Origin of the sequence: Rathayibacter sp. KR2-224, from assembly GCF_049446075.1 — a bacterium.
Lineage (GTDB): Bacteria > Actinomycetota > Actinomycetes > Actinomycetales > Microbacteriaceae > Humibacter.
In genome coordinates, this window is the sequence record NZ_JBMSEB010000001.1 from 259,725 (window position 1) to 285,135 (window position 25,411).

A 25,411-nucleotide genomic window follows, 5' to 3' on the forward strand; every position below is an offset into this window, starting at 1 on the left:
TGCTCGCTAGGCCCACACGGTCATTGCGCGCGCAGGTTCTGCCAGAGCTCGTCGACCCGTCGAAGCAGGTCTTCTCTGCTGCCGTTGTTGTCGAGCACGACATCCGCGACCGCCCTGCGCTGGTCGTCGTGGGCCTGCGCACCGATCCTGCGAACGGCATCCTCTTCGCTCATGCCTCGCTCGGCGACGAGCCGCCGGATCCGCTCAGCCCTGTCGGCTTCCACGACGACCACGCGATCGAACTTCAACGGCCGATCGGCCGAGGCCTCGACCAGCAGCGGCACGTCGTAGACGACGATCGAGCCCGGGTCGGATGCCTGAGCCTGCCAGAACCGCTCCGTCGCCGCTCGCCAGACGGCGGGGTGGGTGATGGAGTTGAGGTCGGCGAGCGCGGCGCGGTCGCTGAAGACGATGCTGCCAAGCGCCTGACGGTCAAGTGATCCATCGTCCGCGATCACGGCGTCGCCGAACCGCTCCCGGATGGCAGCGAGGCCGGGGGTGCCAGGCTCGACCACTTCGCGAGCAAGCCTGTCGGCATCCACGATCACTGCGCCGAGCTCGGCAAGCCTGCTCGACACGGTCGACTTACCGGAGGCGATGCCTCCCGTGAGGGCGATGATCTGCACCGTGCGAGCCTATCGGCGCTGCTGGAACTCGGTGCCTCCGCGGCGGCAGTCCGCGGCGCGCCGGCATCGGTTGCTAGACCGGCTGAAGGCCGACCTGTTCTCCGCTTGGCAGCTCGACACGGATCGGGTCGCCTGGACGAACGGTTCCCCCTGCGATCACGACGGACATCACACCGGTCTTTCGCACGACCGTGCCGTCGGGCTTGCGCTGCACCATCTCCTTCAACAGCTGCGGGGCGAGGCCGTTGATCTGATCGCACGGATTCCGCAAGCCGGTCACGCGCACCTGCGCGCTCTCACCGATGTGCAGAACGGTGTCGGCAGGCAGCGTGAGAAGATCAAGGCCCGTCGTCGTGATGTTCTCCCCCAGCTCTCCTGGGCGCACCGTGAAGCCGTGCTCGTGCACGTCGTCGAACAACTCGGCGTGGATGAGATGCACCTGACGCAGGTTGGGCTGCGAGGGGTCGCGCGCCACCCGCGAACGGTGCTGCACGGTGACTCCGGCGTGAGAGTCTCCCTCGACGCCCCAGCCCTCGATCAGTCGGATCTCCTGGACGGGTGGCTTGCTGAACCGGTGTCCGTCGTCACGACTTACGGAGACCACTTTGGGGGTTTCGGTGGAACTGGCTCGACTCACGCTCACCATTCTGCATCGATGCCGCTGCAGATACGACGAAGCGGCCGGGCCCCCATGGACCCGGCCGCTTCGTGTTGCGACTTCAATCAGCTGTGTTCGCGCTTCGCGCTCAACAGCTTCAATCGGCTCGGCCGAGCGAGCTTTCTCGCTCTACCGAGGCTCAATCAGCTGTGTTCGCACTTCGCGCTCAACAGCTTCAATCGGCTCGGCCGAGCGAGCAAGCTCGCTCGGCTCTCGCCTCAATCAGCTGTTGCTGGAGAGCTTCTCGCGCAGAGCTGCGAGCGAAGCGTCGTCGGCGAGCGTGCCGCCGGCGTTCGAGTCGCTCGAGTAGGTCGGGGCGCCCTGAGCGGCGGCCTCGGTCTGCGTCGACTCCTCTTCGAGACCCTTGGCCACCTGGCGCTTGTGCGCCTCCCAGCGTGCCTGAGCCTCGGCGTACTCCTGCTCCCACTTCTCGCGCTGAGCGTCGGACCCCTCGGTCCACTCGCCCGTCTCGGGGTCGAAGCCCTCGGGGTACTTGTAGTTACCCTGCTCGTCGTACTCCGTGAGCATGCCGTAGAGGGCCGGGTCGAACTCGGTTCCCTCCGGGTCGACGCCCTCGTTCGCCTGCTTCAGCGAAAGCGAGATGCGGCGACGCTCGAGGTCGATGTCAATGACCTTGACGAACACCTCGTCGCCGACCGACACGACCTGCTCGGCGAGCTCGACGTGCTTGCCCGACAGCTCGGAGATGTGCACGAGCCCCTCGATGCCGTCTGCCACGCGCACGAACGCACCGAACGGCACGAGCTTCGTGACCTTGCCCGGCGCGAACTGGCCGATGGCATGCGTGCGGGCGAAGACCTGCCACGGGTCCTCCTGCGTCGCCTTGAGCGACAGGGAGACGCGCTCGCGGTCGAGCTCGACGGAGAGCACCTCGACGGTGACCTCCTGGCCGACCTCGACGACCTCGCTGGCGTGCTCGATGTGCTTCCAGGACAGCTCGGAGACGTGAACCAGACCGTCGACGCCACCGAGGTCGACGAACGCGCCGAAGTTGACGATGGACGAGACGACGCCCTTGCGCACCTGACCGGGGTGGAGGTTTGCGAGGAAGGTCGAACGGCTCTCGGACTGCGTCTGCTCGAGCAGTGCGCGACGCGACAGCACGACGTTGTTGCGGTTCTTGTCGAGCTCGAGGATCTTCGCCTCGATCTCCTGACCCAGGTAGGGCGTGAGGTCGCGCACACGGCGCAACTCGATCAGGGATGCCGGCAGGAAGCCGCGCAGTCCGATGTCGACGATCAGGCCGCCCTTGACGACCTCGATGACCGAACCGGTCACCACGCCATCGGCTTCCTTGATCTTCTCCACGTCGCCCCATGCGCGCTCGTACTGCGCACGCTTCTTGGACAGGATGAGGCGGCCTTCCTTGTCCTCCTTCTGGAGAACGAGCGCCTCGACGGTGTCGCCGACCTTGACGACCTCGCTGGGGTCGACATCGTGCTTGATGGAAAGTTCGCGGGAGGGGATAACACCCTCGGTCTTGTAACCGACGTCGAGGAGCACCTCGTCGCGGTCGATCTTCACCACGGTGCCTTCGATGAGGTCACCATCGTTGAAGAACTTCAGAGTCTTCTCGACCGCGGCAAGAAAGTCGTCAGCAGAGCCGATGTCGTTGATCGCGACCTGCTTGGGTGCCTTGTCGGTCGTTACGGTTGTCATTGAGTGGGTACTCCAGATATGGACATGAATCAGGCCCGGAGCTTTGCTTCAGTTGGATTTGCCGCCGGGCAGACGGATAGGAACGTCACAAAAGTGACTCTCCAGACTACCGTCGCACGGCAGCCTCATGCAACAACGCCAGGTGTGTGAGCGGTATTCCTGTCGCTGCCACACAAGGACCGGTCCTCCGCGCTCACTCGGCCTCTGCTGCAACGGGCAGCGCGGCGAGGGCATCCGGGCGCCGGGGCGGGTACACCCAGGTCACCAGAACGACCGAGATGATCATGAGCAGAAACCACGAGACGAGCTTCACGGGTGACACCGGATGCCACGCGGACACCTGGTCGGGATAGGTCCAGGCGTGCGAATACGTGGCGATGTTCTCCGCCAGCCAGATGAAGAACGCCACGAGCGCGAAGGCGGCGACGAGGGGCATCCGCAGGGTGTGCCGGAACACGCGGAAATGCATGCCGGTGGCACCGAAGGCGAGCAGCACGCCTGCCAGAAGCACCCACCGAAGGTCGACGATGAAGTGCTGTGTGAAGAAGTTGACGTAGATGGCGGTGGCGACGATCGCGGTCAGCCAGAGCGGCGGATAGCGGGTGAATCTCAGGTCGAACAGCCGGTAGACGCGCACCATGTAGGAGCCGACCGCGCCATACATGAAGCCAGTGAACAACGGCACGCTCAGGATGCGAAGCACGCCGCCCGGATCGTAACTCCACGAGCCCACATCGGTCTTGAACAGCTCCATGCCCGTGCCGACGACGTGGAAGACGACGATGACGCGAAGCTCGCTCCAGGTCTCCAGGCGCCCCCAGACCATGGCGATCTGGATGACGATGGCAGCGATGGTGAGCGCGTCGTTGCGTGCCAGCGCCGCATCCTGGGGATACCAGAGCCGTGCCGCGACGATGACGGCGAGCAGGGCGGCGCCGAAGACGCAGGCCCATGCCTGCTTGGCTCCGAACACGAGGAACTCGACGACGCCGCTCCAGATCCGGCTGCCTGGAGCTCGGTCCAGGAGCCGGCGGGCGGCGTCGTCGAGCCGGCGCTCGACCGACGTGAGGTCAGGACGGCGCGCCATCAGGAACGGGGCTTGTCCCTGCTCGGTTCGGCTGACACGGCTGGAAACGCTGCTAGCCGAGGAGCGCCGTCTTCAGCGTGTCGAGGCCGACGCCTCCGATGTCCAGTGCCTTCTTGTGGAACGCCTTGATATCGAATGCCTCACCCTCGCGACGCTTGTACTCGTCGCGGATCTGCTCCCAGATGCGCTGGCCGATCTTGTACGACGGCGCCTGTCCGGGCCAGCCGAGGTAGCGGTTCACCTCGAACCGCACGAAGGGCTCGTTCATGTTGACGTTCGACTTCAGGAAGTCGAATGCGTAGTCACCCGTCCACTGTCCCTGGCCGTCCGGGCGCTGCTTGCCGAGGTGCACGCCGATGTCGAGCACGACGCGGGCCGCGCGCATCCGCTGGCCGTCGAGCATCCCGAGCCGGTCCGCCGGGTCGTCGAGATAGCCGAGCTGCTCCATGAGCCGCTCCGCGTACAGCGCCCAGCCCTCGGCGTGACCGGACGTGCCCGCCACGCGCCGCCAGCTGTTCAGCTGCGCCTTGTTGTACGTGGCGGTGGCGATCTGCAGGTGGTGTCCTGGTACCCCCTCGTGGTAGACCGTGGTCAGTTCGCGCCACGTGTCGAACTCGGTCACGCCCTCCGGCACGCTCCACCACATGCGTCCCGGTCGCGAGAAGTCGTCAGCGGGGCCGGTGTAGTAGATGCCACCCTCCTGCGTGGGGGCGATCATGCACTGCAGCTGCCTGATGGGCTCTGGGATGTCGAAGTGCGTGCGACCGAGCTCTTCCACGGCACGATCACTGGTCTCCTGCATCCAGCGCTGCAAGGCATCGGTACCGTGCAGCTTGCGTGAGGCGTCGCCGTCGAGGAATTCGATCGCCTCGCCGACCGATGCGCCCGGCTTTATTTCGCGGGCGATGGCCTCCTGTTCGTCCACCATGCGCCGCAACTCCTCGACACCCCACTCGTAGGTCTCGTCGAGATCGACGGTGGCGCCGAGGAAGCTGCGGGACGCGAGCGCGTAGATTTCGCGGCCGACGGCATCCTGCTCCGAAGCGTGGGCGGCGAGTTCGTCTTCGAGGAAGACCGCCAACTCGCCGTACGCCGCTGCCGCTTCGGCTGCGCCCTTCTGCAGGTCGTTCTTCAGCGACTCCGGCAGCTCGCCGTTCTCGGCCTTCGCGTCGCGCGCCAGCCCGAAGAAGAAGCCGTTGCCGCCGACCTGCTTGTTCGCCTGAGCGACGCCTTCGCGCACCTGACGGATGGCAGGAACGTTGCCTGCCTGGATGCCCGTGCGCAGCGTGGCGATGTAGCCCCGCATCGCGTCTGGCAGGTTGTGGAGACGCTTGGCGATCGCCTCCCAGTTCTCGACGGTGGTCGTGGGCTCCAGATCGAAGATGTCGCGAAGCTCCTGCTCGGGCGATGCGATCACATTCAGGTTGCGCTGGGCGAACCCGGCCTCGTGCTTCTCCAACTCGAGCTCCAGCTCTCGGGCCAGGTCGAGCTTGGTGACCACGTCGACATCGTCGACGGGCTCGGTCGCCTGCACCCGGCGCAGCATGTCTGCCTGCGCTTCAGCGACGCGCTCGTGACCCTCGGGCGAGAGATCGCTGTATTCGCCTTCGCGACCCGGCCGTCCGAGCCAGACGTGCCACTCCGGCATGAGCTCGAGCTGCGTGTCGACCCACTCTTCGGCGAGTGCGTCGATGGGCGTTGGGGTTCTCTGCTGTTGCTGCTCAGTCATGCTCGCCAGCCTATGGGCGATTGAGGGTTGGAGACGCGAGCTCGCTCGCGTCTCCGAGCCGATTGAGCCCGTGAGCAGCGCCAGCCGCAAAGCGGCGGGTACGCGTCACCTTGCGCGCTAGTTTGGGCGCGTGGGTGAGTGTATCGAGAAGTTCCTCGACAATCTGGCGGCGCCGGGACCATTCGGCGGTGGGGGCAAGGATCTTCGAGCCCTATGGAACGCTGTCCCGCACGTCGAAGACCCGAAGCATTCCGAAGACAAGGACTGGTCCACGAGCGAACCGGATCCCGAAGCGCCGTAGCGACGAACGAGGCCCCGCCTCAGTGCGCGGCCGCGTCCCAGTTCTCGCCTCGGCCGAGCTGCACGGTGAGCGGAACGCGAAGTTCCGCGGCGGTGGACATACGACGCGAGACGATCTCGGCGACGGCATCCCACTCCCCCGAACTCACCTCGAAGATGAGTTCGTCGTGCACCTGCAACAGCATGCGGGAAGACAGCTGCTCGGCCCGCATGTCGGCATCGATGCCGATCATCGCGATCTTCATGATGTCGGCCGCAGACCCCTGGATCGGGGCGTTGAGCGCAGCGCGTTCCGCGTTGTCGCGCAGCACGCGGTTGGTGCTTGTGAGGTCGGGGAACGGGCGGCGGCGCCCGAAGATGGTCTCGGTGAAGCCGTCGACCCGCGCCTTCTCGACCACATCACGTAGGTAGTCGCGCACGGCACCGAACCTTGCGAAGTAGTCGGTCATCAGCTGACGGGCCTCTGCCGTTTCGATGCGAAGCTGCTTCGACAAGCCGAACGCGCTGAGACCGTATGCCAGACCGTACGACATGGCCTTCACCTTGGTGCGCATGATCGGAGTCACGTCTTCCGGTGCGACGCCGAAAATGCGGGCACCCACGAAGCGGTGCAGGTCTTCACCTGCGTTGAACGCCTCGATCAGGCCGGCGTCTTCGCTCAGGTGCGCCATGATGCGCATCTCGATCTGCGAGTAGTCCGCTGTGAGCAGCGTCTCGTAGCCTTCGCCGCGCACGAACGCCGAACGGATCTGCTTGCCCACCTCGGTGCGCACCGGGATGTTCTGCAGGTTCGGGTCGTTGGAGGAGATGCGACCCGTGGAGGTGCCGGTCTGGTCATAGGTGGTGTGGATGCGAGCATCCGCTCCCACAGACTTCTCCAGCGTCTCGATGATCTGCTTGAGCTTCGTGGCGTCGCGATGCTGCAGAAGCAGGTCGAGGAACGGATGCGGGTTCTTCTCCTGCAGGTCGGCGAGGGATCCGGCATCCGTCGAGTAGCCGGTCTTCGTCGACCTGGTCTTTGGCATGCCGAGCTCGTCGAAGAGCACCTGCTGCAGCTGTTTGGGTGAACCGAGGTTCACCTCGTGGCCGATCTCCGTGTAGGCGGCTTGGGCAAGGCCGTCAGCGCGCACCGTCAGCTCCTCGCGCTGGGTGCGGAGTATGTCTCGGTCGATCGCGACCCCGTTGCGCTCCATACGGGCGAGCACTCCGGTGATGGGCAACTCGATCGTCTCCAGCACCCGTCGCGTGTTCTCTTCCAGCGCGACGGACACCGCGTCGGCGACCCGGTGTACGTACCACGCCTCCGTGCCGGCGCCCACCGGCTCGACCTCGGGAACGAGTTGCGCGGGGTCCGACTGCGGCATCTGCTCGCCCAGCACCTCGTATACCTGGTCCGCGAGCCCGGAGGGTGTGCGGTTGGGGTTCACGAGCCAGATCGCCACGCGCGCATCGCAAGCGAGCCCGCCCACCTGGATGCCTGCGGCATGCAGGGCCTTGAGCTGATTCTTCGCGTCGTAGAACCACTTGGGCGATTCGGATGCCAACCACTCGGTGAGCGCGCCGTCGAGCGCGTGGTTCTCCCCGGCCTTGACGTACGCAGAGGCATCGTCGGTGGAAAGGCCGACGCCGGCAAGCCAAGGGCCCGCGAGGTCGAGCTGCACCGCGATGGCACGTGACCCATCCGCGGATGCTTGCGACAGCCATCCGCGCAGCTTCTCCCCCTCGAGCTCCTGCGGTTCGGGCGTCACGATCGTGCCCAGCTGTGCGCCGGTGACCGCTCCCGTGTCGGATCCGTCGCCCTCGATCAGCTTGAACACTCGCTCCAGCAGGGTTCGGAACTCGAGCCGCGCGAACACGTCTCGCACGGCTTGCTCGTTCATCGGACGACGGGCCAGATCGGAAGGGCCGACCGGAAGCTCCACGTCGCGCACCAGTTCGTTGAGTCGCCGGTTGCGCAGGGCGTTTTCTTTCTGGTCGCGGAGGTTCTGCCCGACGACGCCTTTGATCTCGTCCGCGTGCGCAAGAAGGTTCTCGACGTCGCCATACTGCAGCACCCATTTGACTGCGGTTTTCTCGCCGACCTTGTCGATGCCAGGCAGGTTGTCGCTCGTTTCGCCGACGAGGGCAGCGACCTCGGGATATTTCTCGGGTGGAATGCCGTACCTGTCGAACACGGCCTGCTTGTCGTACCGCTTCAGTTCGGAGACGCCCCGCACGTTGGGGTACAGCAGGGTGGTGTCGTCGTTGACGAGTTGGATCGTGTCGCGATCGCCGGAGACCACGAGCACTCGATAGCCCTGCGCAGCTCCCTGTGTCGCGAGCGTTGCGAGAATGTCGTCTGCCTCGTAGTCATCCTTCTCGAGAATCGGGATGTTCATGGCGACGAGCGCCTCCTGCAGGAGGGGCACCTGGCCGGAGAACTCGGGCGGCGTCACCCCGCGCGTTCCCTTGTAGTCGGCGTACTCCTTCGTGCGGAACGAGTATCTGGAGACGTCGAATGCGACGGCCAGGTGGCTCGGCCGCTCGTTCTGCAGAAGGAGGAGCAGCATCGAAAGGAAGCCGTGGATGGCGTTCGTGTGCTGGCCGTCACGCGTCGTGAAACTGTCCACGGGCAGCGCGTAGAAGGCCCGGAAAGCCAGCGAATGGCCGTCGACGATGAGAAGGGTAGGCTTTTCCGAGTCCGACACGCCTGCCAGCCTACAAGCGGCCACAGACACCCGATTGAGGCTCCGACACGGATGCTTGCATCCGCGGTGGGGCCGATTGAGGGTGTCGAGCGGCGCGACGCGAACACACCCGATTGAGGCTCCGACACGGATGCTTGCATCCGCGGTAGGGCCGATTGAGGGTGTCGAGCGGCGCGACGCGAACACACCCCTAGATCCCGCCGAGCATGACCAGGAGCATCATGTCGCAGACCCACGGAATGGATGCCGCAGCCGACGCTCTCGCCTACGTCACGGAGCGCGGAATGGGAGCCCTTGCCGCCAAGATGGGCATCGAGATGATCGAGTTCTCGATCGATCGGGCGGTGGCGACGATGCCGGTGGATGGCAACACGCAGCCGGCGAATCTCCTGCACGGCGGCGCCTACGTGGTGCTCGGCGAAAGTCTGGGATCCATGTCGGCGAACCTCTGGGCGGGCGAAGGCAGGCTGGCAGTGGGTATCGAGATCAACGCGACGCACACGCGGTCGGCGACGAGCGGCATCGTCACCGGTGTGTGCACGCCCATCCACCTCGGACGAACCCTCACGACCCACGAGATCGCCGTCTCGGATGACCGCGGTCGGCGCTGCTCGACCATCCGGATCACGAATCTGATCAAAGACCTGGGCTAAGCCTCAAGTCTCAACGCTTCGCATTGAGCTCTCCAGCGGAGATCTCGACCGCTGCACCTGCGGTGCGGCTGCTCGATCTGAGTCCTCCGAGCTCAACGCTTCGCATTGAGCTCTCCGGACTCACTTCTTGGGGGCGAGCTGGTCGATGATGGCTTTCGCGACGTCATGCATGGTGAGTCTGCGGTCCATGGATGCCTTCTGGATCCAGCGGAACGCCTCCGGCTCCGTGAGCCCCATCTTCTCGTTGAGCAGACCCTTGGCCCGGTCGACGAGCTTGCGTGTCTCGAAGCGTTCGTTCAGGTCGGCGACCTCGGACTCGAGGGCGATGATCTGCGCGTAACGTGCCAGCGCGATCTCGATCGCTGGCAACAGGTCGTTGGGCGTGAAGGGCTTCACCACGTAGGCGAGTGCGCCTGCCTCGGTCGCACGCTCGACGAGTTCCTTCTGGCTGAATGCCGTCAGCAGCACGACCGGCGCGATGTGGTTCTTGGAGAGGCGCTCGGCGGCGGAGATGCCATCGAGCTGCGGCATCTTGACGTCCATGATGACGAGGTCAGGGCGCAGCTCGGTGGCGAGGGCGACGGCCGTCTCGCCATCGCCGGCTTCGCCGACCACCTCGAACCCGTTGTCTCGCAGAATCTCCACGATGTCGAGACGGATCAGCGACTCGTCTTCCGCGACGACGACTCGGCGCGGTGCAGCGGTGTTCTCAGTGTCGGTCACGGTGAACAAGCCTACGGTATGGGCGATTGAGGTTCGGTGCTCCGGGCCCGCTCTCGTCTTCGAACGCAATGGGCCGATCAGCGGAGAAGCCGCGGTGTGGGCGATCGAGCGGATGAGCGGCGAAACCCGGACCGCGGCGGAGCGAGACGCTCGGGCTCACGTCGCGTCGCGCGAGAGCATCCACCTGCGCAATTCAGGAGGACAGGCGGTTCGACCGCATACTCGGGTCGAACCCGGGCTGGTCCTGAATTGCGTCGGAGGTGGCGCGGAGGTGGCGTTGCTGAACATCCCGGCCTCGGGGTGTTCGAGGCCATGGGGCTAGGATCATTGGCTCGATACGACAAGGGGCTGGGCCGCGATAAGGTGAACAACGGCAGTCGCGCCGGTGTGGCGGAATGGCAGACGCGGAGCACTCAAAATGCTTTGTCCGAAAGGGCGTGTGGGTTCGAGTCCCACCACCGGCACTGCGATGTGGGGAGCGCCTGAGGGCGCTCCCCACATCGCATATGCGACGGAGCGGGACTCGAACCGCGCGCGGCGCGCGCGAGTTCGATGCGGCGAGGTCGCGAACACGCGCGATTGAGGCGAGAGCGGCCCGAGCTCGCTCTGGTTGCTGCCAGACCCCTGCTCCCCCGCCGCCCGGCTCAGATGAGCAAAGCTGGCGAACGGTTCTGGCGATCGGCGCATCCCGTCGATACGGTGCACGGAGGCCCCCGTAAGGGGTGTATCAGCGGCAGAGGGCGGCCTTGCTGCACAAGGCCTGGCACGAGGGGTGTGCGATGCAATCCGATCACGACGTGATCACGACGAGGCGGCGCGGGAATCGCGTCGCAGGCAGGATGCTCGCGGGGGCGGCAGCGATCGCCGTTGCTGTCGGGGTGGCGCTGGCCGGAGCGGCTCCGGCGCAAGCATGGGACGGTGGCGGCTGGGGCAACGGCACCCAGCTCGCGCCTCGCACCCAGTTCACGATGGCGCCTGACGGGTCGAGCGGCGCGACACAGGGTGGCGACGGCATCCCGAACATCGATTCGGTGAAGAAGACCATCTACACCTACTACGGGGACCCAGGCGCTGGCATCGCGAACAAGAATGCCTCCCCCTACATCACCGAACTGCAGGGCATCGTCGCCAAGGCGACCGCCCAGTTGAAGCCCGCGTATGACGCCGCGGTTGCCAAGGGCGAGAAGCCCGCCGTCGTCTTCGACGCCGACGACACCACGCTGTGGACGTACGACATGGAAGTCGGCGACATGCACTTCAACTACAACCCTGCCGAGCAGGATGTCTGGGTGCAGGGCCAGCGCTTCCCCGCGGTTCCAGGCATGGTCGCTTTCGTGAACGCGGCGGCGGCCGTCGGATACACGGTGTTCGGCCTGACCGGACGCAACGACGACCAGAAGGCGGCGACGCTCGGCAACCTCGCCAAGGTCGGGTACACGGCCTTCACGTCCGACGACTCCTTCACCAAATGGACGGGCAAGGGCGCTTCGCAGCAGCCGCCGTACGTCACCTGTGCAACCACCAGTTGCACCACCGTCGAGTACAAGGCGCTCACGCGCAAGCACATCGAGCAGGACCTGGGCTACACGATCACGCTCAACGTGGGCGACCAGTGGTCCGACCTGCAGGGCGGATTCGCCGACAGCATCCTCAAGCTGCCCAACCCCACCTACTACCTGCCATCCCCCGACCTGCCAGGAGTCTCGGAGCCCAAGCTCGCGCCGCGCACGCACTTCACCATGAAGCCGGACGGCTCGAGCGGAGCAACGGAAGGCGGTGAAGGCATTCCGAACATCGACTCGGTGAAGAAGACCATCGCCACCTACTACGGCGACCCCGGAACGGGCATCGCGAACAAGGACTCCTCGCCGTACATCTCCGAGATGCGTCGCATCGTGGCTCTACAGACGCCTGTCGTGGCCGCGCAGTGCTTCATCGAGAAGAAGCTGCACAGGAACCCGGCCATCGTGCTCGACGCCGACGACACCACGCTGTGGACGTACGACATGGAAGTCGGCGACATGCACTTCAACTACAACCCCGCCGAACAGGATGTCTGGGTGCAGGGCCAGCGCTTCCCCGCCGTTCCAGGCATGGTCGCGCTGCAACGCGCCGCGCAGAAGGCCGGCTGCACGGTCATCGGCCTCACGGGTCGAAACGACAACCAGAAGGATGCAACGCTCGGCAACCTGGCGAAGGTGGGTTACACGGGCTTCACGGCCGCGAACTACTACACGAAGTGGACGGGGCAGGGCGCCTCGCAGCAGCCCTCGTACATCCATTGCGCCGCGGCGAGTTGCACGACCATCGAGTACAAGTCGCAGACCAGAGCGCACGTGGAGTCCTCGGCTGGCGGCAAGTACGACGTCGTCGCCAACTTCGGTGACCAGTTCAGCGACCTCATCGGTGGCCACGCCGACCGCACCATCAAGCTCCCGAACCCGACCTACTACCTGCCGTAAGGCACTCGCGGCGTGGAGGCCGCTACCCGAACCCGACGGCCCGGTGCATTCCTCGCACCGGGCCGTCGGCGTGTGCGCGGACGGGCGCGACGCCGATGCGTCACGCTGGTCGCGACCGACGACAAGGAGACCACGTGGACTGGCCAGTCTTAGCAGATTTCGGCACCGCGATCGGAACGCTCGTTCTGGCAGTGGCCACGTTCGTCTCGACGCGGTCGGCGAACCGGTCGGCACGGCTTGCGGAGCGGGCGCTTCTCGAGGGCCTGCGGCCACTACTGCTGCCCTCCAGCTTCACCGATGACCGGCAGAAGGTTCGTTTCATGGACGGACGGTGGCTCGTCGTCGAGGGCGGGCGCGCAAGCATGGAGGTCGACGCGTCGGTGGTCGCGCTCGTGATGTCGGTGCGCAACGTCGGCTCGGGCATCGCGGTGCTGCACGGCTGGAGCATTCCGGAAGGCCCGTCTGCGCCGCCCGCCTCGCCTTCGGACTTCCACCGGCTGACGCGCGACATCTACGTTCCCACGCAGTACGCGGGGTTCGTGCAGGTGGCCATCCGCGACCCGCAGTCGGAGGCGTATCGCCGCGTGGCCGAGCGCGTGCGGGCAGACGACTTCGTGCTGGTCGATGTGCTCTACGGCGATGCCGAAGGCACCCAGCGCGTCATCAGCAGGTTCAGTGTGATGAAAGGCCCGGCAGAGCACGATTCGTCACTGGAGGAGTACTTCGTCACGGTGTCGCGGCACTGGAACATCGATCTTCCCGCGCCGCGCTGACGAGCGCAGAGCCGGTACGGCTTCGGCGCCGCGATAGTCTGCCGAGCATGTCAGAAGTCCGCACTTCTTCCACCTCGCCTGCCCGGGTAGAGCCCGCGCAGGCATCCGCTCATCCGACCGCGAAACCGGCCAACCTGCCGCTGTCGAAGCGGCCGATCGACATCTTCTTCCTGGTCATCTTCTCCGCGTTCATCGTGACCTGCATCATCAGCGACTCGGTCGAGGGCCTCGGGCTGGACCAGGTGAAAGACTCCCCCAACATCCTCGTGCAGTGGAACTACTGGTATGCGTCGAACTTCGATCCGCTGTACCAATCGCATCCGGTGTGGCTGCGTTTCATCAGCGGCACCTCGGCGTTCATCTACGTCGCGTTCTATGTGCTGCTGATCATCGCCATCGCGCGCAGGTGGAACTGGATCCAGCTTCCGAGCGTCATCTACGCCACCATGATCATCTCGCTGACCGGCATCCCGATCTTCGGCGTGGAGTTCTTCGGCTCGGCGGCCGAGCGTACTCCCAACCCTGCGGTCTTCCTCGCGTTCAACCTCCCGTACATCGTGGTCCCGCTGCTTCTGCTCATCCGCATGCGCAAACCGCTGCCGTTCACCAGGCGCTTCTGACCGCACACGCCGCAGACGACACGACCCGGATGCCCACTGCAGGCACCCGGGTCGCTCGCGTTACGAGGCTGCGTATCAGGCGAAGACCTTCACACCGTTGGCCAGCTTGAACGTGGGAGCGATCAAGACGGCGAAGAACGGGACGGCGATGCGCAGGAAGTAGACGAGCGGCACGATGTGGCCGAAGTCTCCGAGCGCGAAGCCGGCTACGGCGATCAGCGCGAACAGGAGCGCAAGCCCGAACCCCTTCACCGTGCTCAGGAAGGGTGCCGCCACGCCGACGCTCGCTATCACGATGCCGATGTCGACGATGAACGGCTGCCACGCGCCCGCGTTGCCGAGGGCCGTGCCCGCGACGATCCAGGCCGCGATGGCGACGATCCAGAACAGCACGAACACAGCGCCGGCGATGCGCTTGTCGAGTTCACCCTTCGGGGGCCGAGCGATCATCTTCGAGTATTCCTTCCGAGGGCTTTGAGAAGCGGGTGGTCAGATGTTGGTCTACGGGCAGGGCCGGCCGGGCGAAAGCGTCCGCCCTGAGATCCTCTCGATAGTACCGCCGGGTGGCGCTCGTGCCGGTGGGTCCCATGAGCGCGGATACGGTTGAGACATGTTCACCAGCTTCGTCGCGATCGGAGACAGCTTCACCGAGGGTGTAGGGGACGAACTGCCGGACGGCAGGGTTCGCGGCTGGGCGGACCTCGTGGCTGCCGGCCTGGCTGAGGCTGCCGGAGAGCCCGTGCTCTACGCGAACCTCGCCATCCGCGGTCGCAAGCTCGACTCGATCGTCGGAGAGCAGCTGGATGCCGCGATCGGCATGCATCCACAACTCATCAGCATCAACGGGGGCGGGAACGACATCATGCGTCCCCGTGTCTCGGTCGATGACGTGGCGGCTCGCACAGCAGACGCGGTGCAGAAGGCCGCGGCGGCCGGGATCCACGTTCTTCTGCTGAGCGGAGCGAACCCGAGCGACAACCTGCCCGGCGGCCGCACGGTGCAGCGCAGGGGCGATCTGCTCGCAGAGCGCGTTCGCGCATTCGTGCACGACAGCGCGACGGATGACGCGCGGGTCACGTTCGTCGACAACTTCGCCGACCCCGTTCTGCGTGATCTACGCTACTGGTCGCTGGACCGTCTGCACCTCAACGCCTTCGGCCATGCCCGCGTCGCCTCGAATGTTCTGACGGCACTTCGCGCACCCGTCCCGCCCGAGTGGCGCGTCGACGAGGTCGCGTCGCAGCAGCCGATCGGGAGGCGCAGGCCGTCGCTCGGCTACTACCGGGAGTACGTACTGCCCTGGATCGGTCGCCGGCTCACGGGGAGGTCGTCGGGAGACGGTCGTACGGCCAAGTTCCCCACGCTGACCTCGGTGGCTCCCGACCTCGGATAGCACGACCTGGCCCGTTGCGGAAGCGCAGTGCAAGGGGTTGAAGTGCGCATTGCGCTGCTCGTAGCGTCACGGCTGTCTGCCGAGGAGGACGCATGACCGCACACGAGCTGAGAACGATCCGCACGAGCATCCCATCCAGAATGGACCGGCTGCCGTGGTCGAAGTGGCACTGGATGGTCGTGGTCGGCCTCGGCACGGTGTGGATCCTGGACGGACTGGAGGTGACCATAGTCGGTGCCATCGGCAGCCGGCTCACCGAGAAGTCCAGCGGCCTGGGTCTGACCCCGGGCGACATCGGACTCGCCGCAGCGATCTACGTCGCCGGGGCGTGCGTCGGAGCGCTGGTGTTCGGCTACCTGACGGACAGGTTCGGGCGCAAGAAGCTGTTCATGATCACGCTCGGCGTGTATCTGGTCGCCACCGTGGCGACGGCGTTCTCGTTTTCACCGGTGTGGTTCTTCGCCTGCCGCTTCTTCACGGGTGCCGGCATCGGCGGGGAGTATTCGGCGATCAACTCGGCGATCGACGAGCTGATCCCGGCGAAGCGGCGGGGCGTCGTCGATCTCGCCATCAACGGGTCGTACTGGCTGGGCACCGCGTTCGGTGCGATGCTCACGGTGCTCCTGTTGAACACCTCGATCTTCGCTCCCGAGCTGGGCTGGCGCCTCGCGTTCGGGCTCGGAGCCGTGCTGGGGCTCACCATCCTGCTGGTGCGGCGCAACGTTCCGGAATCGCCCAGATGGATGTTCATCCACGGGTTGGACCGCGAGGCCGACACCGAGGTGGCCGACATCGAGAAGCAGGTCGAAGAGGACACCGGCGAGAAGCTGCCCGACGTCGCCGGCGACGAGACGATCGAGATCAAACAACGCAAGTCGACCGGGTTCGGCGAGATCGCCCGCGTGGCGGCCACGAAGTATCCGAAGCGGTTCGTGCTCGGCCTTTCGTTGTTCATCGGACAAGCGTTCCTCTACAACGCGGTCTTCTTCACCTACGCGCTCGTTCTGACGAAGCTCTTGCACGTTCCCGACGATGTGGCACCGTGGGCTCTGGTACCGATCGCGGTCGGAAACTTCCTCGGACCGCTGTTGCTCGGCAGGCTGTTCGACTCCGTCGGCCGCAAGGTGATGATCTCGCTGTCGTACATCGGCAGCGGCGTGCTGCTCGTCGCCACGGGCATCCTGTTCGACGCCCGGATCCTGGATGCGACGTGGCTCACCGTCTGCTGGGTCGTCGTGTTCTTCTTCGCTTCGGCGGGCGCGAGCGCCGCCTACCTCACGGTGAGCGAGATCTTCCCGATGGAGACGAGGGCCATGGCGATCGCATTCTTCTACGCGGTCGGCACAGGCCTTGGCGGAATCGTAGGTCCGCTCTTGTTCGGCCAGTTCGTCTCTATGGGGATCAGCGCCGTCGCCCTTGGATACTTCATCGGCGCCGGACTCATGATCGCCGCTGGCCTCGTCGAAGTCTTCCTCGGGGTGAAAGCCGAGAACAGGTCTCTGGAGGACATCGCCGATCCGCTCTCCAAGACCGGATCGCCGCAAGAGGCTCGCGCTTCATGACCGTTGCCGTCCAGTCGGCGGCAACGCGAGGGAGTTGGCATGATCTTCCAGGACCGACTGGATGCCGGACGCAGGCTTGCGACTGCCTGCCTGCCGTACCGCGAGGCATGGCAGGGAACGGTCGTTCTCGGAATTCCCCGGGGAGGAGTTCCCGTCGCCGCGCCCGTTGCCGAGGCGCTAGGAGTTCCGCTGGACGTGATCCTGGTGCGCAAACTCGGCCTGCCACGCAACGAGGAAGTCGCGATGGGTGCGATCGGCGAGGGCGTTCGCGTACTCGACCAGACGCTCATCCGCGTCATGGGCGTGACGGACGAGCAGCTGGCTCGGGTCGAGCAGCGCGAGCGTGCCGAGCTGGAACGGCGCGTGCACAGGTACCGGGAGGGCAGGCATCCGGTCGAGCTGCGCGGCACCACGGCCGTCGTCGTCGACGACGGCCTGGCGACGGGAGCGACCGCCCGCGCTGCGTGCGCAGTCGCACGAGCGCACGGCGCGGCATCCGTCGTGCTTGCGGTTCCCGTCGCTCCCCCGGACTGGCAGCCGCGACCCGGCGTCGACGCGGACGCCGTCGTGTGCGTCGCACGGCCACCGGGCTTCTTCGCGATCGGCCAGTGGTACCGCGACTTCACTCAGACGACGGATGCCGAGGTGCGCAAGCTCCTCGGGCTGCCGAACGACTAAGCGGTTACCTCAGAGCGGCGTATGCCGGCGCGGCCTCGTTGTGCACGTCGCCGACGACATGCACGCGCACGTCGTTGGTCGAGCCGGAGATTCCGGGAGGCGAACCGGAGATCACCACGACCTTGTCGCCGACCTGTGCAAGGTTCTTGCCGATGAGCACGTCGTCGACCTGCCCCATCATCTGATCCGTGTGCGTCACCCGGTCGACGAGGAACGACTCGATTCCCCAGGTGAGTGCCAGCCGGCGGCGGATGCTCTCGTTGGTCGTGAACGCCTTCATGGGGATCTTCGAGCGCAGGCGTGACATGCGGCGCGCCGAGTCGCCGGACTCGGTGAAGACGCAGAGGTACTTGGCTCCGACGAAGTCGGCGACCTCGGCAGCGGCGAGCGTGATGGCGCCGCCCTGTGTGCGCGGAGTGGTGCCGAGCGGCGGGATGCGCTCCAGCCCGTGCTCCTCCGTCGACTCGATGATGCGTGCCATGGTCTGCACGGTCACCACCGGGTACTCCCCCACGCTGGTCTCGCCCGAGAGCATGACGGCGTCGGTGCCGTCGAGCACGGCGTTGGCGCAGTCGGATGCCTCAGCACGCGTCGGCCGCGGGCTCGTGATCATCGACTCGAGCACCTGCGTCGCGACGATGACCGGCTTGGCCATGCGGCGAGAGATCTCGACGGCGCGCTTCTGCACGATCGGCACGGCCTCGAGGGGAAGCTCCACACCGAGGTCGCCACGGGCCACCATGATGGCATCGAACGCGTCGACGATCTCTTCGAGCGCGTCGACCGCCTGCGGCTTCTCGATCTTGGCGATGACGGGCACGCGGCGGCCCTCCTCGTCCATGATCTCGTGCACGCGCTCGATGTCGCCCGCGTTGCGCACGAACGACAGAGCGATGTAGTCGGTTCCGAGTCGGAGTCCCCACCGCAGGTCGGCCTCGTCCTTGTCGCTGAGCGCGGGAACGTTCACGGCGACGCCAGGCAGGTTGATGCCCTTGTTGTTCGAGACGGGGCCGGGCACGACCACCTGGGTCTTCACGCGTGGCCCGTCCACCTCGAGCACGCGCAGCGTCACTTTGCCGTCGTCGATGAGGAGGGGGTCGCCCGCCTTCACGTCGTTCGGCAGGCCCTTGAACGTGGTCGACGAGGTCTGCTGGTCACCGACGATGTCGTCGGTCGTGATCGTGAAGATGTCGCCCTCTGCCAGCTCGTAGGGTCCCCCCTCGAACTTGCCGAGGCGGATCTTCGGACCCTGCAGGTCGACCATGACGGCCACAGCTCGCCCTGAGTCCTCCGCTGCCCGCCGCACGTTGGCGTAGACGGCCTCGTGCACGTCGTAGCTGCCGTGGCTGAGGTTCATGCGGGCGACGTCGACGCCGGCATCGATGATGGCACGGATGTTCTCGTAGCTGGATGTCGCAGGACCCAGCGTGGCGACGATCTTGGCTCGTCTCATTGGCTTTCTTCGTACTCCTGAGTTTTGTGCGCGTGCGTGAGTGATCACGCCCTGAAGGCAGGGAATGGACGCGAGCGCTAGATCGTGATGCCGCGGTCCGTCGGCCTGACGGGCGAAGGGAGCGCGGTCTCTCCTTCAAGATACCGGTCGACCGCGGCAGCCGCAGCCCGGCCCTCGGCGATCGCCCAGACGATGAGGGACTGGCCGCGGCCGGCGTCGCCCGCCACGAACACTCCAGGCTCCTGCGTCTGGTAGTCGCCGTCGCGACCCACATTGCCTCGCTGGTCGAACGGCACGGCGAGCTGGCCAGACAGCGTGTCCTGCTCGGGGCCGGTGAAACCCAGCGCAAGCAGCACGAGGTCCGCGGGGATCTCGCGCTCGGTGCCCGCCTTCGGCACGCGCCGGCCGTCGAGGTATTCGGTCTCGGCCACGCGGATCGCGATGACCTCGCCGACGTCGTTTCCGACGAACTCGACGGTGGAGGCGAGGTATTCGCGTCGCCCGCCCTCCTCGTGCGCCGTCTGCACCTCGAACAGCGTCGGGGTGGTCGGCCATGGCTGGTGCGCGGGCCGCTCGTTCGGCGGTTGCTTGCCGATCGCGAGGTTGGTGACGGATGCCGCCTTCTGCCTGTGCGCGGTACCGATGCAGTCCGCACCGGTGTCGCCTCCGCCCAAGACGACGACGTGCTTGCCCTCAGCGGAGATCTGCATGGGAACCGAGTCCCCGGCGCCGACACGGTTCTGCTGCACGAGATATTCCATGGCGAAGTGCACGCCGGCGAGATCGCGCCCAGGGATGGGGAGATCGCGCGGAACCATCGCACCCGTCGCGACGACGACGGCGTCGTACCGGGCCTTGAGGTCGGACCAGCTGATGTCGACACCGATGTTGACGCCGGCGCGGAATCTGGTTCCCTCCGCCGTCATCTGCGCCAAGCGCGCCTCGATGTGCTTCTTCTCCATCTTGAAGTCCGGGATGCCGTACCGCAGCAGACCGCCGATGCGGTCGTCGCGCTCGTACACCGCGACGGTGTGTCCGGCCCTGGTGAGCTGCTGGGCGGCGGCGAGACCGGCAGGGCCGGAGCCCACAACCGCGACGGTCTTGCCGGTCAGCCGCTGAGGCGGGTGCGGCTGCACCCAGCCGTTCGACCACGCTTGGTCGATGATGGTCTGCTCGACCTGCTTGATGGTCACGGCCGGCTGATTGATGCCCAGAACGCACGAGTCCTCGCAGGGCGCAGGGCACAGCCGCCCGGTGAACTCCGGGAAGTTGTTCGTGGCATGCAGCCGCTCGATCGCCTGGCGGCCCTCGCCGCGCCACATGAGGTCGTTCCACTCGGGAATGAGGTTGCCCAGCGGGCAGCCTTGGTGGCAGAACGGGATGCCGCAATCCATGCAGCGTCCAGCCTGCTTGCGCAGTGTCGCGGAGTCGCCGGCCTCGTAGACCTCTTTCCAGTCCATGAGGCGCACCGACACCGGCCGGCGCTTGGGCACTTCACGTTCCGTGACCTTGAGGAAGCCCTTGGGGTCAGCCACCGGTCACCTCCAAGATTCTGTTCCACACGATGTCGCCGTCGGGGTCGAGCCCCTCGTCGACGGCGTTCTTACGGGTCTCGAGCACTGCCGCGTAGTCCCGCGGCAGCACCTTGGTGAAGCGAGCGGATGCCGCTTCGAGGTCGGTCAACAGCCCCTTCGCCACGGCCGAGTCGGTCTCGGCGACGTGCTGTTCGAGTAGGTCGCGCACGATCTCGATGTCGCCACTGCCCAGGGCCGACAGCTCGAGCTCGCCGCTGGTCAGCGCGTCGCGGTTCACGCGCTCCTCTCGCAGGTCGAGCACATACGCGGTGCCGCCCGACATCCCGGCGCCGAGGTTGCGTCCCGTGGTGCCGAGAATGAGTGCGAGACCGCCCGTCATGTATTCGAGTGCGTGATCACCGACACCCTCGACGACGGCCGTTGCTCCCGAGTTGCGCACCAGGAAACGTTCACCCACTGTTCCGCGGATGAACATGCTGCCCTGCGTGGCTCCGTATCCGATGACGTTGCCCGCGATGACGTTGCGCTCCGCGGGGAACACGCTCGTGCGGTCGGGCCGAACGACGATGCGTCCGCCGGAGAGGCCCTTGCCGACGTAGTCGTTCGAGTCGCCCTCCAGTCGCAGGGTGATGCCGCTAGGCAGGAACGCACCGAGGGACTGGCCGGCCGAACCGGTCAGAGTCACGTCGATCGAGCCGTCAGGCAGCCCGTGCTCGCCGTGGCGCACCGTCACCTCGTGACCGAGCAGGGTGCCGACGGCACGCTCGGTGTTGCGGATCGGGAGGGAGATCTCCAGGCGCCCGCCGTGCTCGAGCACGCTCGCCGCACGCTCGATGAGCTGGTTGTCGAAGTGCTTCTCGATCTCGTGGTTCTGGTTTCTACGGTGGCTGCGCGGGGCATCCTCAGGGAACTCAGGTCCGTGCAGCACGGGCGCGAGGTCGAGCCCCGAGGCCTTCCAGTGCTCGATCGCACGGTCCGCATCGAGAAGCTCGGCGTGGCCGACGGCTTCTTCGATCGAACGGAATCCGAGTTCGGCCAGGTACTCTCGCACCTCTTCCGCGATGAATTCGAAGAAGTTGACGACGAACTCCGGCTTGCCGCTGAACCTGCTGCGCAGCACGGGGTTCTGGGTCGCCACGCCGACCGGGCACGTGTCGAGGTGGCAGACGCGCATCATGACGCACCCAGAGACCACGAGTGGCGCCGTGGCGAAGCCGAACTCCTCTGCGCCAAGAAGAGCGCCGACGATCACGTCGCGTCCGGTCTTGAGCTGGCCGTCGACCTGCACGACGACCCGGTCGCGCATACCGTTGAGCATGAGCGTCTGCTGCGTCTCTGCGAGACCCAGCTCCCATGGCGTTCCGGCGTGCTTCAGCGAGTTGAGGGGGCTCGCGCCCGTTCCGCCGTCGTGTCCGGAGACCAGGATGACGTCGGCCAGAGCCTTCGCAGTACCCGCGGCGACCGCACCGATGCCCGTCTCGCTCACGAGCTTGACGTGCACCCGTGCTTCAGGGTTGGCCCGCTTGAGGTCGTAGATGAGCTGTTTCAGATCTTCGATCGAGTAGATGTCGTGGTGCGGGGGCGGCGAGATCAGTCCGACGCCCGCCGTCGCATGCCTGGTCCGCGCAACCCACGGGTACACCTTGGTGGGTGGCAGCTGGCCGCCCTCGCCGGGCTTCGCGCCCTGCGCGAGCTTGATCTGCAGGTCGGTCGCGTGCGTCAGGTACATGCTCGTCACACCGAAACGTCCAGACGCCACCTGCTTGATGGCGCTGCGTCGTTCGGGGTCGAGCAGGCGGTCGATGTCCTCGCCGCCCTCACCCGTGTTCGACTTGCCGCCGAGCCGGTTCATCGCGATGGCCAGCGTCTCGTGCGCCTCCCGCGAGATGGAGCCGTAGCTCATCGCACCCGTGGAGAACCGCTTCACGATCGATGAGACCGGCTCGACCTCGTCGAGCGGCACGGGCGGACGGATGCCCTTGCGCAGCGCGAACATGCCTCGCAGCGTCATGAGCTGCTCGGCCTGGTCGTCCACGAGCTTCGTGTACTGCCGGAAGACGTCGTACCTGCGCGTGCGCGTCGAATGCTGCAGCCGGAACACGGTCTCCGGGTTGAACAGGTGCGGTGCGCCGTCGCGACGGTACTGGTACTCGCCGCCCGTCGCCAGGCGCTCGTGCGCAAGTGCTGCGCCTTCCTCCGGGTACGCCGCACGGTGCCGAGCGCGGCTCTCGGCCGAGATGACCTCGATGCCGACGCCGCCCAGCTTCGAGCTGGTGCCCGTGAAGTACTTGTCGACGAATCCCTGCGACAGCCCGATCGCCTCGAACGCCTGAGCGCCCGCGTACGACGACACCGTCGAGATGCCCATCTTCGACATGATCTTCAGCACGCCCTTGCCGAGAGCCTTGATCAGATTCCGCACGGCCTTTTCGCTCGAGATGCCCGTGATCATGCCGCTGCGCACGAGGTCTTCGCACGTCTCCATGGCCAGGTACGGGTTCACGGCGCTCGCGCCGTAGCCGATCAGCAGCGCGACGTGGTGCACCTCGCGCACGTCGCCCGCCTCGACCACGATGCCGACCTTGAGGCGGTCCTCGGTGCGGATGAGGTGGTGGTGCACGGCTGAGAGCATCAGCAGAGAAGGAATGGGAGCGAGCTCGCGCGTCGAGTCCCTGTCGCTGAGCACGATGAACTTCGCACCCTCGGCGATCGCCTGGCTCACCTCGTCGCACATGGCTTCGAGGCGGCGCTCCATGGCGTCCTCGCCCGCATCGGCCCGGTACAGTCCGTGGACGGTCACGGTCGTACGGCTGCCTGGCAGCGGGTCGACGTGTTGGATCTTCGCCAGCTCGTCGTTGTCGATGACCGGAAAGTCCAGCACGACCTGATGCGTGTGCTCAGGCGTCGGCTCCAGGAGGTTGCGCTCAGGGCCCAGGCCCAGGCTCAAGGAGGTGACGACCTCCTCGCGGATGGAATCCAGCGGCGGGTTCGTCACCTGGGCGAACTGCTGGGTGAAGTAGTCGAAGAGCAGGCGCGGCCGCTTGGACAGCACCGCGATGGGCGTGTCCGATCCCATGGCTCCGAGCGGCTCAGCACCGGTCTTCGCCATCGGAGTGAGCAGGATGCGCACCTCTTCTTCCGTGTAGCCGAACGTGCGCTGACGCCTGGTCACGGAGGCCGGAGTGTGCACGATGTGCTCGCGCTCCGGGAGGTCCTTGAGGTTGATGCGGCCGGCATCCAGCCATTCGCCGTACGGCTCGGCGGCGGCCAGCGACGACTTGATCTCGTCGTCTTCGATGAGACGGCCCTCGACGGTGTCGACGAGGAACATCTTGCCTGGACGCAGCCGTCCCTTGCGCACGACATGGCTCGGGTCGATATCGAGCACTCCGGTCTCGCTGCCCAGTACAACGAGGCCGTCGTCGGTGATCAGGTAGCGGCCGGGGCGCAGGCCGTTGCGGTCCAGCGTGGCGCCGACGAGCGAGCCGTCGGTGAACACGAGTGCGGCCGGGCCGTCCCACGGCTCCATGAGCATCGAGTGGTACTCGTAGAACGCGCGCCTGGCCGGGTCGATCTCGGTCTGCTTCTCCCACGCCTCCGGCACCATCATCATGACGGCGTGCGGGAGCGACCGGCCGCTGAGCGTGAGCAACTCGACGACTTCGTCGAAGGATGCCGAGTCGCTGGCTCCGGGCGTGACGATCGGGTAGAGCGGCTTCAGGTCGCCGAGCAACTCGCTGTGCAACTGGGACTGCCGTGCGCGCATCCAGTTGCGGTTGCCCTGCACGGTGTTGATCTCGCCGTTGTGCGCGATCATGCGGAACGGCTGAGCGAGCGGCCACGACGGGAACGTGTTCGTCGAGTACCTGGAGTGCACGAGAGCGAGCTTCGAGGCGAACCGCTCGTCGGAGAGGTCCGGGTAGAACGGCTCGAGCTGGAGCGTCGTCACCATGCCCTTGTAGACGAGCGTGCGCGCGGACAGCGACGCGAAGTACACGTCGAGCTCCCGTTCGACACGCTTGCGCAGCCGGAACGTGAGCCGGTCGAGGGCGATACCCGAAAGGGGTGCTCCGTTCTCGCCTGTGCGCTCGGTGTCGACGTAGAGCTGCTCGATGGCGGGCATTGCGTCGCGTGCGAGCGTGCCGATCTCGTCCGGGCGCACCGGTACGGCGCGCCAACCGAGAACCCGGAGGCCTTCTTCATCAGCGATCTGCTCGATGACCGACTTCACGGATGCCCGCTGCGGCTCGTCGAGCGGAAGGAACGCGTTGCCGACGGCGTACCTTCCCACCTGCGGGAGCGGGAAGTCCACGACCTCGCGCAGGAAGGCATCCGGGATCTGGGTGAGGATGCCGGCACCGTCGCCTGTGCCTGCGTCGGAGCCGACCGCTCCCCTGTGCTCGAGATGACGGAGAGCGCCGAGCGCGTTGTCGATGATGTCGTGACCGGCGGTGCCGCGCAGCGTCGCCACCATGGCGAGACCGCACGCGTCGCGCTCGGCGCTCGGGTCATAGAGGCCCTGGGCTTGCGGAACGCTGCTGAAGCGGGAGAACGGAGAGCTGTTCTTGGCGCGCTCGGGCGCCACACCGCGCTGCGTCGTTCCAGCGCCCTGTGGTGACTTCGGGCTCGGTGCCATGGGTACCGTCCTCACATCGATCGGGGAGCGGGACGACGTCGGCCCGTGGACAGGGAGGGATTCTATTGTCGTCCGCCTGATGGTGGGGAGACGTACGAAGAACGTGAACTGCCGAGTGTGCCGTGATGCGGCGGGAGTCAGTTGCTGGACTGGTGT

19 protein-coding genes and 1 tRNA gene are annotated in these 25,411 nt (G+C 66.2%); 9 read left to right on the forward strand and 11 right to left on the reverse strand.

Annotated features, from left to right (window positions below; all coding sequences use genetic code 11):
• Nucleotides 1-20: 20 nt before the first annotated feature.
• From coaE to ACO2Q7_RS01255, 5 genes are all read right to left on the reverse strand, one after another.
• Nucleotides 21-626: a dephospho-CoA kinase gene (gene coaE, locus ACO2Q7_RS01235; protein ID WP_423353829.1), complete on the reverse strand. Its 606-nt coding sequence runs from the start codon at nt 624-626 to the stop codon at nt 21-23.
• 73 nt (nt 627-699) lie between these two features.
• Nucleotides 700-1,263 carry an MOSC domain-containing protein gene (locus ACO2Q7_RS01240; RefSeq protein WP_423353830.1) on the reverse strand — a complete coding sequence of 188 codons (564 nt, stop codon included), beginning with the start codon at nt 1,261-1,263 and terminating at the stop codon, nt 700-702.
• A gap of 243 nt (nt 1,264-1,506) precedes the next feature.
• Nucleotides 1,507-2,964, reverse strand: a complete 1,458-nt coding sequence (gene rpsA / locus ACO2Q7_RS01245) for a 30S ribosomal protein S1 (protein ID WP_423353831.1) — start codon at nt 2,962-2,964, stop codon at nt 1,507-1,509.
• Between the two features lie 193 nt (nt 2,965-3,157).
• Nucleotides 3,158-4,051, reverse strand: a complete 894-nt coding sequence (locus ACO2Q7_RS01250) for a DUF817 domain-containing protein (protein ID WP_423353832.1) — start codon at nt 4,049-4,051, stop codon at nt 3,158-3,160.
• Between the two features lie 52 nt (nt 4,052-4,103).
• Complete coding sequence (locus ACO2Q7_RS01255; protein ID WP_423353833.1) at nt 4,104-5,780, reverse strand: DUF885 domain-containing protein; 1,677 nt, start codon at nt 5,778-5,780, stop codon at nt 4,104-4,106.
• 130 nt (nt 5,781-5,910) lie between these two features.
• Between ACO2Q7_RS01255 and ACO2Q7_RS01260 the strand changes: the two genes are divergently transcribed.
• On the forward strand, nt 5,911-6,081 hold the full coding sequence (locus ACO2Q7_RS01260) for a hypothetical protein (RefSeq protein WP_423353834.1): 171 nt from the start codon (nt 5,911-5,913) through the stop codon (nt 6,079-6,081).
• A 19-nt stretch (nt 6,082-6,100) separates the two neighbouring features.
• On the opposite strand, the gene polA is transcribed toward ACO2Q7_RS01260, so the two are convergent.
• Nucleotides 6,101-8,767 (reverse strand): DNA polymerase I, encoded by a 2,667-nt coding sequence (gene polA, locus ACO2Q7_RS01265; protein ID WP_423353835.1) that lies wholly within the window; start codon nt 8,765-8,767, stop codon nt 6,101-6,103.
• A 221-nt stretch (nt 8,768-8,988) separates the two neighbouring features.
• Between polA and ACO2Q7_RS01270 the strand changes: the two genes are divergently transcribed.
• On the forward strand, nt 8,989-9,420 hold the full coding sequence (locus tag ACO2Q7_RS01270) for a hotdog fold thioesterase (protein WP_423353836.1): 432 nt from the start codon (nt 8,989-8,991) through the stop codon (nt 9,418-9,420).
• 120 nt (nt 9,421-9,540) lie between these two features.
• On the opposite strand, the gene ACO2Q7_RS01275 is transcribed toward ACO2Q7_RS01270, so the two are convergent.
• Nucleotides 9,541-10,143, reverse strand: coding sequence for an ANTAR domain-containing response regulator (locus tag ACO2Q7_RS01275; RefSeq protein WP_325451657.1), 603 nt, complete (start codon nt 10,141-10,143; stop codon nt 9,541-9,543).
• Between the two features lie 381 nt (nt 10,144-10,524).
• On the opposite strand from ACO2Q7_RS01275, the gene ACO2Q7_RS01280 reads away from it, so the two are divergent.
• From ACO2Q7_RS01280 to ACO2Q7_RS01295, 4 genes are all read left to right on the forward strand, one after another.
• A tRNA-Leu gene (locus ACO2Q7_RS01280) sits at nt 10,525-10,607 on the forward strand.
• A gap of 315 nt (nt 10,608-10,922) precedes the next feature.
• Nucleotides 10,923-12,605, forward strand: coding sequence for an HAD family acid phosphatase (locus ACO2Q7_RS01285; RefSeq protein ID WP_423353837.1), 1,683 nt, complete (start codon nt 10,923-10,925; stop codon nt 12,603-12,605).
• Nucleotides 12,606-12,739: 134 nt separating this feature from the next.
• Nucleotides 12,740-13,378, forward strand: a complete 639-nt coding sequence (locus ACO2Q7_RS01290; protein ID WP_423353838.1) for a hypothetical protein — start codon at nt 12,740-12,742, stop codon at nt 13,376-13,378.
• Between the two features lie 47 nt (nt 13,379-13,425).
• Nucleotides 13,426-13,998 carry an EXPERA domain-containing protein gene (locus ACO2Q7_RS01295; protein WP_423353839.1) on the forward strand — a complete coding sequence of 191 codons (573 nt, stop codon included), beginning with the start codon at nt 13,426-13,428 and terminating at the stop codon, nt 13,996-13,998.
• Between the two features lie 75 nt (nt 13,999-14,073).
• On the opposite strand, the gene ACO2Q7_RS01300 is transcribed toward ACO2Q7_RS01295, so the two are convergent.
• Entirely contained in the window at nt 14,074-14,448 is a 375-nt protein-coding gene (locus ACO2Q7_RS01300) for a hypothetical protein (RefSeq protein ID WP_423353840.1), read from the reverse strand.
• A 160-nt stretch (nt 14,449-14,608) separates the two neighbouring features.
• Here ACO2Q7_RS01300 and ACO2Q7_RS01305 point away from each other — a divergent pair, with 160 nt between their 5' ends.
• The 3 genes from ACO2Q7_RS01305 (at nt 14,609) to ACO2Q7_RS01315 (ending at nt 17,631) form a co-directional block, all read left to right on the forward strand.
• Complete coding sequence (locus ACO2Q7_RS01305) at nt 14,609-15,391, forward strand: SGNH/GDSL hydrolase family protein (RefSeq protein ID WP_423353841.1); 783 nt, start codon at nt 14,609-14,611, stop codon at nt 15,389-15,391.
• A gap of 92 nt (nt 15,392-15,483) precedes the next feature.
• A complete protein-coding gene (locus ACO2Q7_RS01310; protein ID WP_423353842.1) occupies nt 15,484-16,953 on the forward strand; it encodes an MFS transporter in 1,470 nt (489 codons plus the stop codon).
• A 39-nt stretch (nt 16,954-16,992) separates the two neighbouring features.
• Nucleotides 16,993-17,631 carry a phosphoribosyltransferase gene (locus ACO2Q7_RS01315; RefSeq protein WP_423353843.1) on the forward strand — a complete coding sequence of 213 codons (639 nt, stop codon included), beginning with the start codon at nt 16,993-16,995 and terminating at the stop codon, nt 17,629-17,631.
• Nucleotides 17,632-17,635: 4 nt separating this feature from the next.
• On the opposite strand, the gene pyk is transcribed toward ACO2Q7_RS01315, so the two are convergent.
• The 3 genes from pyk to gltB form a co-directional block, all read right to left on the reverse strand.
• Nucleotides 17,636-19,084, reverse strand: a complete 1,449-nt coding sequence (gene pyk / locus ACO2Q7_RS01320; RefSeq protein ID WP_423353844.1) for a pyruvate kinase — start codon at nt 19,082-19,084, stop codon at nt 17,636-17,638.
• 77 nt (nt 19,085-19,161) lie between these two features.
• Complete coding sequence (locus tag ACO2Q7_RS01325; protein ID WP_423353845.1) at nt 19,162-20,619, reverse strand: glutamate synthase subunit beta; 1,458 nt, start codon at nt 20,617-20,619, stop codon at nt 19,162-19,164.
• Nucleotides 20,612-25,255: a glutamate synthase large subunit gene (gltB, locus tag ACO2Q7_RS01330; protein WP_423353846.1), complete on the reverse strand. Its 4,644-nt coding sequence runs from the start codon at nt 25,253-25,255 to the stop codon at nt 20,612-20,614. Before gltB ends, ACO2Q7_RS01325 begins: the two co-directional genes overlap by 8 nt.
• Between the last annotated feature and the right edge of the window lie 156 nt (nt 25,256-25,411).